The 13,072-nt window shown below is 60.7% G+C and carries 14 protein-coding genes and 1 pseudogene; 5 read left to right on the forward strand and 10 right to left on the reverse strand.

All coding sequences use genetic code 11. The features are described 5' to 3' along the window. Nucleotides 1–12: 12 nt before the first annotated feature. Nucleotides 13–930, forward strand: a complete 918-nt coding sequence (locus tag JL101_RS26320; protein ID WP_203102186.1) for a ferritin family protein — start codon at nt 13–15, stop codon at nt 928–930. Nucleotides 931–1,056: 126 nt separating this feature from the next. On the opposite strand, the gene JL101_RS26325 is transcribed toward JL101_RS26320, so the two are convergent. Next, entirely contained in the window at nt 1,057–1,437 is a 381-nt protein-coding gene (locus JL101_RS26325) for a c-type cytochrome (protein WP_228420944.1), read from the reverse strand. Between the two features lie 383 nt (nt 1,438–1,820). Between JL101_RS26325 and JL101_RS26330 the strand changes: the two genes are divergently transcribed. Then, a complete protein-coding gene (locus JL101_RS26330) occupies nt 1,821–2,222 on the forward strand; it encodes a rhodanese-like domain-containing protein (protein WP_228435539.1) in 402 nt (133 codons plus the stop codon). 813 nt (nt 2,223–3,035) lie between these two features. On the opposite strand, the gene JL101_RS26335 is transcribed toward JL101_RS26330, so the two are convergent. From JL101_RS26335 to JL101_RS26365, 7 genes are all read right to left on the reverse strand, one after another. Continuing rightward, nucleotides 3,036–3,278, reverse strand: coding sequence for a hypothetical protein (locus tag JL101_RS26335; RefSeq protein ID WP_203102184.1), 243 nt, complete (start codon nt 3,276–3,278; stop codon nt 3,036–3,038). Nucleotides 3,279–3,437: 159 nt separating this feature from the next. Next, nucleotides 3,438–3,752, reverse strand: a complete 315-nt coding sequence (locus tag JL101_RS26340) for an antitoxin MazE-like protein (RefSeq protein WP_203102183.1) — start codon at nt 3,750–3,752, stop codon at nt 3,438–3,440. Nucleotides 3,753–3,777: 25 nt separating this feature from the next. After that, the gene (locus tag JL101_RS26345; RefSeq protein WP_203102182.1) at nt 3,778–4,437 is read right to left on the reverse strand and encodes a 3'-5' exonuclease; all 660 of its coding nucleotides are present in this window, start codon (nt 4,435–4,437) and stop codon (nt 3,778–3,780) included. Nucleotides 4,438–4,516: 79 nt separating this feature from the next. Beyond that, complete coding sequence (locus tag JL101_RS26350) at nt 4,517–4,882, reverse strand: DUF2283 domain-containing protein (protein ID WP_203102180.1); 366 nt, start codon at nt 4,880–4,882, stop codon at nt 4,517–4,519. Further along, the gene (locus JL101_RS26355) at nt 4,875–5,270 is read right to left on the reverse strand and encodes a hypothetical protein (RefSeq protein WP_203102178.1); all 396 of its coding nucleotides are present in this window, start codon (nt 5,268–5,270) and stop codon (nt 4,875–4,877) included. Before JL101_RS26355 ends, JL101_RS26350 begins: the two co-directional genes overlap by 8 nt. Next, complete coding sequence (locus JL101_RS26360) at nt 5,263–5,640, reverse strand: hypothetical protein (protein WP_203102176.1); 378 nt, start codon at nt 5,638–5,640, stop codon at nt 5,263–5,265. The genes JL101_RS26355 and JL101_RS26360 overlap by 8 nt, the downstream gene beginning before the upstream one ends. Nucleotides 5,641–5,659: 19 nt before the next feature. Next, nucleotides 5,660–7,171, reverse strand: a complete 1,512-nt coding sequence (locus JL101_RS26365; RefSeq protein ID WP_228435175.1) for an AAA family ATPase — start codon at nt 7,169–7,171, stop codon at nt 5,660–5,662. A 623-nt stretch (nt 7,172–7,794) separates the two neighbouring features. Here JL101_RS26365 and JL101_RS26370 point away from each other — a divergent pair. After that, nucleotides 7,795–8,214: a hypothetical protein gene (locus tag JL101_RS26370; RefSeq protein ID WP_456115338.1), complete on the forward strand. Its 420-nt coding sequence runs from the start codon at nt 7,795–7,797 to the stop codon at nt 8,212–8,214. Between the two features lie 52 nt (nt 8,215–8,266). Next, complete coding sequence (locus tag JL101_RS26375) at nt 8,267–9,925, forward strand: IS1182 family transposase (protein ID WP_203104610.1); 1,659 nt, start codon at nt 8,267–8,269, stop codon at nt 9,923–9,925. A gap of 242 nt (nt 9,926–10,167) precedes the next feature. Here the strand turns inward: JL101_RS26375 and JL101_RS36845 are convergent, their stop codons facing one another. Beyond that, entirely contained in the window at nt 10,168–10,410 is a 243-nt protein-coding gene (locus JL101_RS36845; RefSeq protein ID WP_323374696.1) for a hypothetical protein, read from the reverse strand. A gap of 866 nt (nt 10,411–11,276) precedes the next feature. Then, nucleotides 11,277–12,011: an NAD-dependent epimerase/dehydratase family protein gene (locus JL101_RS26385; protein ID WP_323374697.1), complete on the reverse strand. Its 735-nt coding sequence runs from the start codon at nt 12,009–12,011 to the stop codon at nt 11,277–11,279. On the opposite strand from JL101_RS26385, the pseudogene JL101_RS26390 reads away from it, so the two are divergent. Next, nucleotides 11,947–13,049 (forward strand): annotated as a pseudogene (locus tag JL101_RS26390) (IS3 family transposase); the annotation flags it as partial. The gene JL101_RS26385 and the pseudogene JL101_RS26390 sit on opposite strands and share 65 nt — an antisense overlap. Nucleotides 13,050–13,072: the final 23 nt, after the last annotated feature.

Raw genomic sequence — 13,072 nt, forward strand, 5'->3', positions numbered from 1 at the left:
GGAGACTTCGTCATGGCATCGTCCTTCAACCCGAATTCCTGGCATATTTCCTCGATGGAGGAACTCATGGCGCTGGCCGAAGCGCAGGAGCATCGGGCTGCCGCGCGCTACGATCAGCTTGCCGCGCGCATGGACCGCTTCGGCAGCCTGGAGACGGCCGCCCTGTTCCGGCGGTTGGCGGCCATGGAGCGGGAGCACGTCGAGGCCCTGTCCGACTGGGGTGGATCCGCAGCCCCTCACGCGAAGCTCCCGGACGAACTGGGAGAGGGAACGGCCACTGACACGGACGAGGTTCCCGTGTCGCTGACCCCTTACCGGGCGCTGGCGATCGCGGTCCGGAATGAGGAGCGGGCCTTCAGCCTGCTGACCTATATCGCCGCCCATGCGCAGACATCCGAGATAAGCGCACGGGCCGAGGCGCTGGCTATCGAGGAACTCCACCATGTGGCGCTTCTGCGCGCCCAACGGCGCAAGGCATACCACGCAGAGCGCCACGGCGCGCGGGATCATGAGCGCGAGATCGACATCGCCACACGGTCCGTTGCCGACCTGCGGATTGTCGCCGGGAGGCTGCTGTCCCGCGCGCTCGAAACCCATCAAGCCCTTGCCCAGGAACTGCGGGCTGCCGGCGACCAGGAAGGAGCGGATCTTCTGTTCCACCTCATTGCCAAGGAACTGGCCGAAGCCCGGCGGCTTGGTATCCGTGGCTTCGGAAACTCCGGAGAGGAAGCTGCCGAAGCGCACGGTTCGGCAACATCGGCCGGCCTGGATTCCGGCGCTATGTGGCCGGTCGAAAACATGGTTGATATTTTCCTGGCTGCCGCGGAGCGGAGCCGGGACGAAAAGGTGGTGCTTGAAGCGCAGCGGCTGGGGGGCGTGGCAATCACCTGGCTGGCGGAGTTGCGCGCCGACCTGGAAGCGACTGCTTGATGCCCGAAAGGTGATCATTCTTCACTCATTCAATCCCGTCGGGATTGCCTGCACATACTGGGCACGCTCCTTCGATGGGAGGCAGATGCGCCTCCCATCGAAGGAGCGTGCCGTGACCGCGGAGGCTCAGGAATTCTGTTTCAGGTAGGCAATGATGTTTTGCCGCTCCGATTCGTTCTTGATGCCCGGGAAGGCCATTTTATTGCCCGGGATGAAGCCTTTGGGATCGGCGAGGTACTTGTCGAGATTGTCTTCGGTCCACGACACATCAGTCTCCTGGATCGGCTTGGAGTATGAGAAACCTTGCACAGCACCGGCTTCGCGGCCAACGACGCCATGGAGGTTGGGACCTACCCGGTTCGCTCCCCCCTGCTCGATCGTGTGACAAGCTTTGCACTTGTTGAAAGCCTTTTCTCCGGCTGCCGCATCGCCTTGAGCCGACGCGATGGAAACCGGTGTCATTGCGAGTGCTGCTGCGATAGCCAACAGAGTCTTATAGATCGTCATTCCCACTCTCCTCCTGACACTCTTCGGCATGATCAGCGTTGTCTTCTGTACCTAGACAGGTTCTTTCATTGAGTTTTTGGTTGGCATTGCAAGGGACTCATTTTTCTAAAAAATAAATAATATTTATTTGGCTTGTAGCAGAAATAATCAACGCTAGCTCAAGGATTTTTGACATTCCGTTACTCCAATAGTAGAAATAACCGATGCTAACAGCTTCCTTATAGGGGCCAGCTGAGTAGCTGTCCTTGCGCTAGGGCAAACTTTCCGGAAAAAATACAGGCGGGTTATTGGGTGTTAACATAGGTCCATGGCCTGTTGCCCGACACCGTGGTCCTGCCCAACAACGCGGGGCAGTTCGCCGTCGGACGTTACGCCATGTGCTGATGTATCGGCTTGGCACTGGGCCGGTCCTCGAGGTCTTGGCGGCGTTCCGGCGGCTGGCCGAGCACAACGTCGCCGAGGTGCGTGAGATCGTGGCGAACTGCTTTACCCGGCTCGATAGCCTGGAGGCGGTCTCGCGCGAGGAGTTGTCCCAACGCCCCCAGGAGAGCAGCGTTACCGTGCTCGATGTCCGCTCCGAGGACGAGTTCGCGTTGGGTCAACTGCCAGGCGCCGTGAATATCCCGCTGGCCGACCTCGAGCGGCGCCTCGCCGATCTCTCGTCCAATCACGGAGTGGCCGCCTACCGTCGCGGGCTGTACTGCGTGTTGTCCTTCGAGGCAGTCGCCGAGTTCCGGCGTCATGTTTACCGGGTCTACCGCCCCAAGGACGGCTATCCGGAGTAAAAGGCTGCCGGCTTGCCAGTCGAAGCCCTTTTCTGAGCGCTCCTCTGACCTGGGTGTCCGAGGACGCAATATGACGGCGACCGCACATCGCCCATCCTGCGCGACAAGTCCTGCGACAGCGTTTTTGGTGACAATCCCTATCAGGCTCTGTGAGCAGAGCCCGAAGGATCAAGGCTGATCGGTCGTGTTCTATATCACATGCCGGATCCAGGGTTCTGAAAACATAATCTTAATGATCCAAAAATCCTTCGCATCTGCGACCACTCTGGCCAATCGTTCCTCGTCAACAATATTATATGCGGCCTTCAGCTTCGCCCAATCGTCTGGTGGATTGCCGTCATACACGACGGCTTATTGTCGCCCGGCCACAAAGGCCCGTTACGAGGCATGGGGCAGCTGGACGGCGAATCCGAGCAGGGCATCGAGATGCAACGCCGGTGTGGTGGCTGCGGTTCCAGCGGAACATGAGTTCCTGGAGATAGCGCTCCCGGCACGCCTTGCGGAAGCTGTGGAAGACGCCAGTCCCTCAGCACTTGAGTTCGCGAAGAAGCTGTAAATTCACGGCAGCAGGTGTACCGGGGGTTTATGGGACGCCACCGCGACGATACCGGGATCCAGGTTCGGCGGAACCGGCAGAGGCTCCTCCGGGTCGGGCTCGGGAATGGGTTGTTCGGGCTCAGGTTTGGACTCGGGTTCGTCCTCCGGGGGCAGCCCTGATGCCCTGATGATCGCCGTGGACGCCTCTTTATCGATCTCGGCGAGAGCCTCAGCGGCTTCGGTAACACCCACCCTGGTCCGCTCGTGAGCCGTCGGTCATCTCGCAGATTTGAGGTCGCTCTCGCAGAGCGGGACCTCCGGCCGCTTCCACGGAGGGATACGCGTCGGGCTATATTCAAACATTTCGATGATTTCCTTTTCCGCGCAGCCTCTCTGCCGCACCAAGTCGGCGAGCGCCCAGTCCTCGATGAATTGGTCGCCGGGCTGCTTGCGGCAGTCATGCTCTTCAAAATCATGAAGCAGATCTTCGCTGATATCGATGTGGCGTTCGTCCGTCATTTCGACCTCCACCCCCTGAACATGCCCCCTATAAGACACATTAGACAGAACAATGATCCTTGAAGGGGTCAGGCGGATCACCAAATTGCTCGCACGATCCGCTCAGTCACGTAGATCCGGGACTGATCTTCCAGGATAGTCTGATAGCGACGATCATGATCAGACCCACCCCTCTGTGTCCGCCACGCCTTCATCAAGTCGTTCCTGAGTTTCACTCTCCGACGGATCGTCCCGCAGCAGGAGCGACTGTCGCCTGCATTCGTCAGACAGACGAGCAGATGCTTCCAGCTCGACACTCACGACGCCCGCCACCGCCCGCAGCGCCGGGATCAATGCCGGATCCGCTTGACCACCAACGATGCCAGCGCGGGGAAGAACGCGGCTGATCCTCAGCCCCGTCGCCCGCAGATCCTCTGCGATCTGGTTGATCCGCCCTAGCGCGGCTTCTTCGATGATCACGATGAGGGACTGCACTTAAGCTCTCCGAAACGGGTGGGAGTTAATATCTCCCCTTGGGATCGGTCAGCGCAAGAATGACATGTACCCATCTGGCCGAGTCTGACCATGCCCGGTGACGAACCGGATGCACGCGTTCCGCATCGTCGAGCGCCTCGGCAATAGCAGCGTCATTGCCGCCGGCGAGCAGCTCGACGATGTTCCAAACGCTCCAAACCCTGAATCCAAGCGTTTCCTGGCCTGCCGCACGGAACAGCGCCGTCAGCCAGACTTCGTCTGCCGGTGAGTCCGTGAGGACCTCGTGACCTGCAATTGCTCCAACCAGTTCATGATAAACCTGGACGGCGGGAAGGCCGCTCTTCTCAATTTCGTCGAGCGAAATGCCGTGGATTGCTTCCGCCGCAGGATCCCACCACCAGGAGCGCCATTCCTCGGACGGCCGGATCAGCCAGGTCCTGGTTTCGCCGGTCTCAACGAACGTGATCCCGATCTCGATCGGAAACGTGTTCGGCGGCAGGCCGGAGGCTTCGACATCGAGCACAACAAGAGGTCGAACTTCCTCCTGCAAGAAAGGCGAGCAGTTCTCGCTCAGCTTGGACGGACTGTTCCCGTGCCGCCACCAGCCGACGATGCACACAGCAATGATCGTCGCTAGCGTCGCGGCGATCACTTCTCTTAATAGATCTTCAGAGAAAAGCACCATTATCTTATTTCTGACTTTACAAAGGGAAATCCCATTGGGAATTCACGGCATCGAGCAAAGCCTCAAGATATGATCCTGCCTACCAGTCGAAATCATGTTCGGAGCCGAACTCGCCATGGCTGTCGCGCATCACGTCGGCAACCGGGTCCGTCTTCTGAACGTCCATCGGTTTCATTCCGAGGAGCTCCCTCAAGACCCAGTACGTCGGAGCATCTTCCTGCCGCACATTGAGCGACTGTTGGAACATCGCCAGGGCTTCTCCGATAATCTCCGGCTGCTTGGAAGCGTCCAGGATAGTCCAGCCTACTACCCGGCCCATCTCGTCGAGATCGATGGAGTGATTGCCCTCGCGATGACATATCAGCGTGTAGCTGCGCTCGACCGGCCTGATCCGAACTTTCAGGATGTCGAGCGAGACATCATATTGAACGCAGTCATTACTCATCCCGCACAGTCCTTCTCCTGAGTGCCCGAAGCTCATCCTCCGTCGCGGCGCAGCAGGGATGGGCAAGGGCGACGATCTCGATGAGCGAAGTCACGGCTTCAGCCGGCGATCCGAATACCGTATTCCCGGTGATGCACTGGATCATCACGGCGTCGATGGCTGCCGGGTGCATGTAATCGTCGGTTGGCCAAGGCGTCATGATCCGGTAGCGTGCCCCATACACCGTCTCGATTATTCGACCCTCTATGCGGGCGATCCGGGATGACATGTGCCACTCACCGTCAGGTACGCCGTCGATGCCGTAAACCCGCCCCACGACCACGAAGCCGATCGTCGGGACACCGATCATGCGATATTCGTCGATGCGCGGTACGTCACCATCAGTCATCGCCCGCGGCCCTGCGCCTCAACGCAGCCAGTTCCTCTTCGGTCGCGATGTACATCGGGTTTGTCAGTGAGACGGTATCGATGATCGTCGCGATGCTGTGCGCTGCGGATCCGAACCCGGTCTGCTTGAACAGGCCCTCGGCGGCTTCCGCGAGCGCATCGTCGGCGTGGAACCGATCACTCGGGCAAGGTTCGAGCGTCCGATAAACCTCGCCGGTCACCGTCCGGATATGCGTGTCGGTCAGCCCGGAGAGCAGCGGGGTTAGGTGCCATATGCCGTTGGGCACGCCCTCCAGGCCGTAGATGCGACCGAGAGCGGCGCAGCCCGTCAGCGGAATATGGATGATGCGGTACTCGTCGATTACTGCCATTTCCATTCCCTCCGCACGGTCAGTTACGTGTAAGCTTCTCCGCCCGCGTGGCGGCAATGAGGGCGCGCCGGTGCAGTGCTGCGAGTTGCCGGGCATTGAGTTCGCCGGCGGCAAAACCCGAACGCATCGCCTCAACGACCTCTCCCGGCGGCTCTGGCAGATCCGAGACCGCGACGCCGAACTCGTCGGCGACATCCTCGGTCAATCCGGCCATGATCACGCCGAAATGCTCCGGTCGCGGGCGCGGCACCTGAAGAACGCGGCAGCGTGCTCGAAGCAGCGGATCGACGCGGTCGGCATGGTTGGCCGTCAGGACCCAGGACACCGCAGACAGGTCCGCCGGCATTTGCAGGCATTCGTCGTAGTATTGCCGCGCCGTCGCGGGTTCCACCATTGTCAGAAGCACGTCGGAAATCCGGCCGTTGTGCCGGCTGTCTGCCGCCTTGTCGATCTCCTCGACGCAGAGCAAGGGGTTTGCGACGCCATGCGTCCTCATGACCATCAGGGGAAGGCACGGATGAGCTGAGGCCCAACCCCGTGCGGTTCCGGCAAGAGCGCGGCTGTCTGAAGCGCCTCCGGCACTGAGCTGGGTGAACGGCACTCCGGCATAGCCGGCGATGCAGCGCGCGAGCCTCGACTTGCCTACACCGGAGTGCCCGATAAGTAGAAGCGGCGGCAGGGCGAAATGCGGACGCCCGAGACGCGCGGCCAGCGCCAACTCGCCCGTGATGACGTCGATGATTTCTGTGCACCAGGGGAACGCGGATCTGAGATCGCTGCGGTACTCGTCCGGGTCCGGCATAGCGGCAAGGTAGGTCAGACCGAACAGCGCCTCGTAGCCTTCGAAATCCTTCCATATCTTCTTTGCGCCGGCCTCGCTGGCCCGCAACGAAGGACGTAACACGATCATCGACGGCGGCGGCTTCGGCGGGGCGAGCAGCAGCGAGTCGATCACCTCGGCCGGTTCGGGCGGCAACCAGCCGGCATCCTCCAGCTTCGCGACCACGGCCCCGTTCTCGGGATTCAGCGGATCCGCGATGGCCTGTATGAGGTCCAGCTCAATGGCGACCCTGGCCGGCGTATCCGCCCGGAGAATCAGAGCGAACAGCGTGAGGAATCTTCCGATTCGGATGCGGAGGTCATACTCGCTCACGGTACAGGGATGGGCCAACCACCAATCGAGGTGCGCGCATGCGAGACGCAGTTCGACGATATCCTCGTCCTTGTTTTCCAGGAAATACAGAAAAAGACATGTTGCCCGGAGTTCACGCACGAGATCGCCCCCGGACTGGCCGAAAAGGTCGCCGACCTTGCCCGCGATCCGCAGTAGCGGCAGATCACCATGCTCATCCGCCAGCCTGCTCCGTCCGAGATCCAGGACGTCCGGGAAGTCCGGCACATCCTCGACCGTTATTCTGATCGCGGTGCGCGCTCCCGCCAAGTGTTCGGGCGTCATCTCTGCCGGGGGAAGCCGCCAAACGGACAGGAATGTGCGCACATCTTCCGGCGATAGAGCGTCGTCCCCGGACATCCGATCCCCCTTGAGAGTCAATGGCTTCGACTCTTTTTGCCAAAACAAAACAAGAACGTCAAGGGAAAAGAAGCCTATCTTGCAGTCTAGTTTCCACGTATTCCAGGCAAGCCGGAGATCCTCCAATACCTGTCTATTGATAGAGGTATATTCTGGAGTATATGGGAAGTGGATTGCCGTTGACCGCGTTCGCGGTCCGACGACAACATGGGCAGTGCGCACCCTAGAGGAGCGTCGAGGATTATGGACTTTGACTTTCCATCTTTGGCCGCATTAGTACTCGGCATCCCCATGATTGCCTTGGGTGGGGTCGGCTGTGTGTACTACGGCATCGGCTGCTGGCGCATGGCCCGAATCCTTCGGGAGCAGAACCGGCGCTGATCTGCCGGCAGTCCTCGTTGCCGCAGGAACAGCCACTTCAGGCGGGAATGTCGCTTTGGCGCCACTGTGCTGACGTGTGAAAGCTCAAGCATAGCGGAATTTCTAAGCTCTCCGCTGCGAGTCATTGCATGGAAAATCATTGCACTGGATAGGGTGGGCAAAAAAGAAGTAGCATGAACGGCGCGGTTCAAGCCGAGGTCGCCGCAGGTCTTTCTCTCCGTCTCGGGCTGGGGTATTGACCCTTGAGCTCGCAATCCTTTTGGAGGCTTTCGCTGGCGCGTCTCGCCTATGACCTGGAAAGTCTTGCCAGTCCTACGCTCGCGGCACTCCTGCTGGCGGTGGTCAGCTACCACGACCTGTTCGTTGGAACGGTAGTCGGCTTCCTGGGTTCGGCTCTGCTGGTCCGCACCGTGGCGTTACCCAGCCCCAAGCCTGTTGATCTCCGCGGCGGGATCTACGAGCGGACGACACGGGGTATTCGGATTTATCTGAAGACGCCGCGTCTGCGGGGACTTCTGGCGTTCAATGGCGCCGTGGCGGCGGCCGGCGCCATGGCCATCGTGAACACCGTCTGTAAGTGCCGGGTGAATACTGGCCCTTCCGCAAACTCGATACCGCTGGCGAATTCCGTAGGCGCTTCATTTGGCCGGCAGTTGGAGTGATCGTATAGGAAACCCAAGTATTGGCTCTGGAGAATAGCCTGTGGAGGCTTCGATGTCGCTGCAGCCGAAGGAAATGGCCCCGGTTCCTGAGGAGACTGTCCGGATAGCCAGGGCGGCCTTTCCCAAGGGCAATGCCTGGCTCAGTCTGCGCGATGAGTTGGGGACGATCTACAGCGATGAGATGTTTGTGGGTCTTTATCCCAGCCGCGGTCAGCCCGCCGAGGCGCCCTGGCGCCTGGCCCTGGTAGTCGTCATGCAGTTCGCCGATGGCTTGTCGGACCGCCAGGCGGCGGAGGCTGTCCGTAGCCGGATCGACTGGAAGTATCTGCTGGGACTCGAATTGAGCGATCCCGGCTTCGACAGCACAGTGCTGAGCGAGTTCCGCACCCGTTTGGTGGAAGGCTCGGCCGAGCGCCGCCTGCTTGATGCCATCCTGGACTTGTGCCGGGCGCGGAAATGGCTGGCGGCGCGTGGGCGTCAGCGAACCGACTCGACGCACGTGCTTGGCATGATCCGAGCTCTCTATCGTCTGGACTGCGCCGGCGAAACGATGCGGCATGCTCTCGACAGCCTGGCCGTGAGTGCTCCCGATTGGCTGCGTCGGCTCAGCCCACCAGAGTGGCTGGAGCGCTATGGCCGACGGTTCGACGACTACCGTCTGCCCAAGAGCAGGGATGAACGCCAGGCCTATGCGGAGCAGATCGGCGCCGATGGGCACGCGCTGCTCGACGCCATCTATGCCTACGAAACCGAGCCCTGGCTCCGCCACATTCCGGCCGTTGAAATCATGCGGCAGGTTTGGGTCCAGCAATTCTACCGCTCAGAGGCGGACATCCACTGGCGCACCGAAGCGGAGGGGGTGCCGCCGTCGGCGCTGTTCATCGCGTCGCCTTATGATCCCGAAGCGCATCTCGCCAAAAAACGCAGCATTTCCTGGATTGGTTACAAGGTGCATCTCACAGAGAGCTGCGAGGACGACCAGCCTCACCTGATCACCCACGTGGAGACCACTGCCGCACCGGTGGCTGACAGCGATGCTCTTGAGCCGATCCACGATGCCTTGGCCGCAGATAACCTGTTGCCGGCGGTGCATCTGACCGATACCGGCTATGTCGATGCCAAACGCCTGCTGTCCAGCCGCACCCGGTATGACATTGACCTGCTGGGACCGACGCGCGGCGATTATCACCGCCGAGGGCGCGAGAACAAAGGCTTTGCCGCGCAGGACTTCACCATCGACTGGGAGCGGCGCCAGGTGATCTGCCCGGCCGGGCAGACTAGTGCCAATTGGTTTCCGATGCAGGAACCCAGAGGCAAACCGGTGATCCGGGTTAATTTTGCCAGTTCAACCTGCAGGATCTGTCCTCATCGCCTTGACTGTATCGACGCCGATGGTGTCCGGCGCACATTGACCCTGCAGATGCCGGAGCTTCAGATCGCCCTGCAGGTAGCCCGGCAACGGGAGAAAACAGCGGAGTTCCGCAAACAGTATGGCAAGCGGGCCGGCATCGAAGGGACGATCTCACAGGCCGTCAGAGCCTTCGACCTGCGACGCTCGCGGTATATCGGATTGGCGAAAACCCATTTGCAGCATCTCCTGATCGCCGCCGCCATTGACCTGAGCCGCATCTATTGCTGGCTCATCGATGAACCGCGCGCCCAAACTCGCCGATCGGCATTCACCGCCCTTATGATGCCTGAAACCGCATAGAGAATTCGCCAGCGGTATCGAGTTTGCGGAAGGGCCAAGCTTCATCCGCCCTTTACAGATCCGCCCATGCCGAGGGTCGCCCGGCGGTGTTCGCGGCGCAATTCGCCCTGAGCCACGCCTGCTGGCTGGTGGCCTATCCCCTGGCCGGATGGGTCGGAGCCCGTGTCGGCGTGGGTGCCGCCTTCATGGTTCTGGGTATTCTAGCCGTCGCGGCGACGGCGTTGGCAGGCCGTCTGTGGCCCTCAGGAGATCCTGTCGAGGCCGAGCACGTCCATGCGGGCTTTGGTCACGACCATCTCCATGTCCATGACGAGCACCACCAGCATGCCCATGAGGGATGGGAAGGACCCGAGCCCCACGCCCATCCCCACCGGCACGCGCCGATCCGTCACAAACACGCGCTGGTCATTGACCGGCACCACGTCGAATGGCCCCGGCAGGGCTGAGCATGCATACCCACCTTGTAGCGTTGCTGGGGCGACCACGCCGCCGCTCCTCACAGATATTGACTCTCGGGATTTCAGCTTTCGACTGTGGACCGCCCGAAGACATGCGATGGCCTACGGTTCAGCCCCGGCACGGCCAGATGATTGCGCTTGCCGGACAGCAACCAGTAGTTGGTGCCGAGCCTCGCTGCCCTCCAGCCTGGATCGAAAAGGAACCGAGGCAAAAACCTCCCGTGCGTGGAAATTTCGGTAGCGGCCGGCGTCAATCCTCTACCGGCTGTCCTGGAGCCGACATGTTCCGACTGCGACCTCATGGCCTTGCCTGAAAGCGCCTCATTGGGCAGTAGATTATCCGCGCCTTGACGTGTTACTGAAGAGTTACATAGTACATGGCGTCAGTCGCGCCACCTAAAGTAAAGTAAGGAGGAGTTCGTGCGGCGTTTCTTCATTGGCATCACCTTTGTGCTTGTATCTGGCTGCGCATCGGACGCACCGCTCAACACGCCCAAAGAGATCGCCACGTCCTGGTGCGGCCAGCATCGGTCCGAAAGCTCAGCATGTCTGCAGACGGCTGTGGAGGACCACGTATACTGCCTAACCACCACTCCGACATCCACATACCAGCAATGTAGATCCGCCCTTCTGACCGAGCGGCAAGCGGCTGAGAACCAGTAGGCCGCGAGCAGAGCACTGCGTTCTCGGCATCCTGATGCAGCCCCCTGGCCGGAACTGGCTTTCATGCCTGCTGATGCGGTTGGCGGATCACTGCTGGCTTCAGATGCTGGCACGCTTCTTGTTACTGCTGGCCCGAAAACCTTTGGACATTATCCACGGAATAGCTCGAAGGCTTGGCGCAACAGGAAGTCGGCGAGAAGCAACATCATCAGACCGTGATTTCGAATTGCTCACCTACGAAGTAGTTGAGATACCCTATCAGCACCCCGCACGTTCTCAACTCCGGTCTGCTGGTACCACTGATAGGTCGCCTCCAGGCCATCACGTAGCGAGGTCCTGGCTGTCCACCCGAGTGCGGAGAGAGCTGCTACATCGAGGATTTTCCGGGGTGTGCCGTCCGGCTTGCTGTGATCGTAGTGAAACCGCCCGTGCCATCCGATCACCTCGGCCAGCAACTCGGCCAGCCTCAGGATCATCACCTCCTTGCCGGTACCCACATTGATCGGCGACTCCGCTGAATAATGGCGCAGCAGGAACACCACGGCGTCAGCCAGATCATCGACATAGAGAAACTCGCGGCGCGGGGTTCCCGATCCCCAGATTTCCACGGCTTCGGCACCCTCCAGCTTCGCCCGATGGATCTTTGCCATCAGTCCCGGAGCCACGTGGCTGTTCATCGGATCGAAGTTGTCGCCGGGACCATACAGGTTGGTCGGCATCGCCGAGATGAAGTCACAACCATGCTGACGACGGTAAGCCTGGCAAAGCTTGATGCCCGCGATCTTCGCCAAGGCATACCACTCGTTGGTCGGCTCGAGCGGACCACTCAACAGTGAGGTGGATCCCGAAAATGAGACAGGTGGGTATGTGAGAGTCCTGCTCCTATATGCGGCCCAGACAGTGAAGCAGTCTCGGCAGAAACACAGCGCAGCTTTCAAGGCGAAGGTGGCCTTGGCGGCGATCAAGGGTGACCGGACGGTCGGCGAACTGGCCGGCGAGTATGGTGTCCGTCCCAGCCAGATCCATGCCTGGAAGAAGGCGCTGCTCGACGGCGCGGCCGGCGTGTTCGAGAGCGGCAGCGACCGCGATGACAAGATCAGCGAAACCCAGGTCGGCGAACTCTACCGCCAGATCGGCCAGCTGAAGGTCGAGAACGATTTTTTGGCCAGGAGGCTCGGCAAGTAGACCGGGCCGAGCGTCGCGCGATGATCGACCGCGCGCATCCCACGTTGTCCGTCAGCCGCCAGTGCCAGCTGCTGGACGTCAGCCGGGCGTCGGTTTATCGCCGTCCGGCTCCGGTCAGCGCCGACGATCTCCGGCTGATGGAGCTGATCGACCGCCAGTACCTGGCGCGGCCCTTCTACGGCTCGCGTCGTATGGCGGCGTGGCTGGCCACCCAGGGCTTTCCCGTCAACCGCAAGCGGGTTCAGCGCCTGATGCGGCGGATGGGACTGGTCGCCATCTACCAGCGCCCCAACACCAGCAAGGCGGCGCCCGAGCATGCCAAGTATCCCTACCTGCTCGGCGGCCTGACCATCGACCGCGCCAACCAGGTGTGGTGCAGCGACGTGACCTACATCCCGATGGCCAAGGGCTTCATCTACCTGGTGGCGATCATGGACTGGCACTCGCGGGCCGTGCTGGCCTGGAGGATTTCGAACACGCTGCATGCCGACTTCTGTGTCGATGCCCTGGAAGAAGCGCTGCGGCGGTTCGGGCGACCGGAGATCTTCAATACCAATCAGGGCAGTCAATTCACCAGCACCGACTTCACCGGCGTGCTGAAGGCCCACGCCATCAAGATCAGCATGGACGGCAAGGGCCGGTGCATGGACAACATCTTTGTTGAGCGGCTGTGGAGAAGCTCGAAATACGAGAACGTGTACTTGCACGTATACGCATCGGTTGCTGAGGCCAAAGCGGGCATTGGCACTTGGCTGAACTTTTACAACGAGGAACGTCTTCATCAGGCGCATGGCTACCGGACACCCCGGCAGATCTACGAAATGCAATGCCCGTGGACATC

It is taken from the genome of Skermanella rosea (genome assembly GCF_016806835.2).
GTDB classification, from domain to species: domain Bacteria; phylum Pseudomonadota; class Alphaproteobacteria; order Azospirillales; family Azospirillaceae; genus Skermanella; species Skermanella rosea.

Coding starts and splice junctions, on each gene's coding strand:
- JL101_RS26320 (WP_203102186.1), top strand. CDS start 13: ATGGCATCGTCCTTCAACCCGAATTCCTGGCATATTTCCTCGATGGAG.
- JL101_RS26325 (WP_228420944.1), bottom strand. CDS start 1,437: ATGACGATCTATAAGACTCTGTTGGCTATCGCAGCAGCACTCGCAATG.
- JL101_RS26330 (WP_228435539.1), top strand. CDS start 1,821: ATGTATCGGCTTGGCACTGGGCCGGTCCTCGAGGTCTTGGCGGCGTTC.
- JL101_RS26335 (WP_203102184.1), bottom strand. CDS start 3,278: ATGACGGACGAACGCCACATCGATATCAGCGAAGATCTGCTTCATGAT.
- JL101_RS26345 (WP_203102182.1), bottom strand. CDS start 4,437: ATGGTGCTTTTCTCTGAAGATCTATTAAGAGAAGTGATCGCCGCGACG.
- JL101_RS26350 (WP_203102180.1), bottom strand. CDS start 4,882: ATGAGTAATGACTGCGTTCAATATGATGTCTCGCTCGACATCCTGAAA.
- JL101_RS26355 (WP_203102178.1), bottom strand. CDS start 5,270: ATGACTGATGGTGACGTACCGCGCATCGACGAATATCGCATGATCGGT.
- JL101_RS26360 (WP_203102176.1), bottom strand. CDS start 5,640: ATGGCAGTAATCGACGAGTACCGCATCATCCATATTCCGCTGACGGGC.
- JL101_RS26365 (WP_228435175.1), bottom strand. CDS start 7,171: ATGTCCGGGGACGACGCTCTATCGCCGGAAGATGTGCGCACATTCCTG.
- JL101_RS26375 (WP_203104610.1), top strand. CDS start 8,267: ATGTCGCTGCAGCCGAAGGAAATGGCCCCGGTTCCTGAGGAGACTGTC.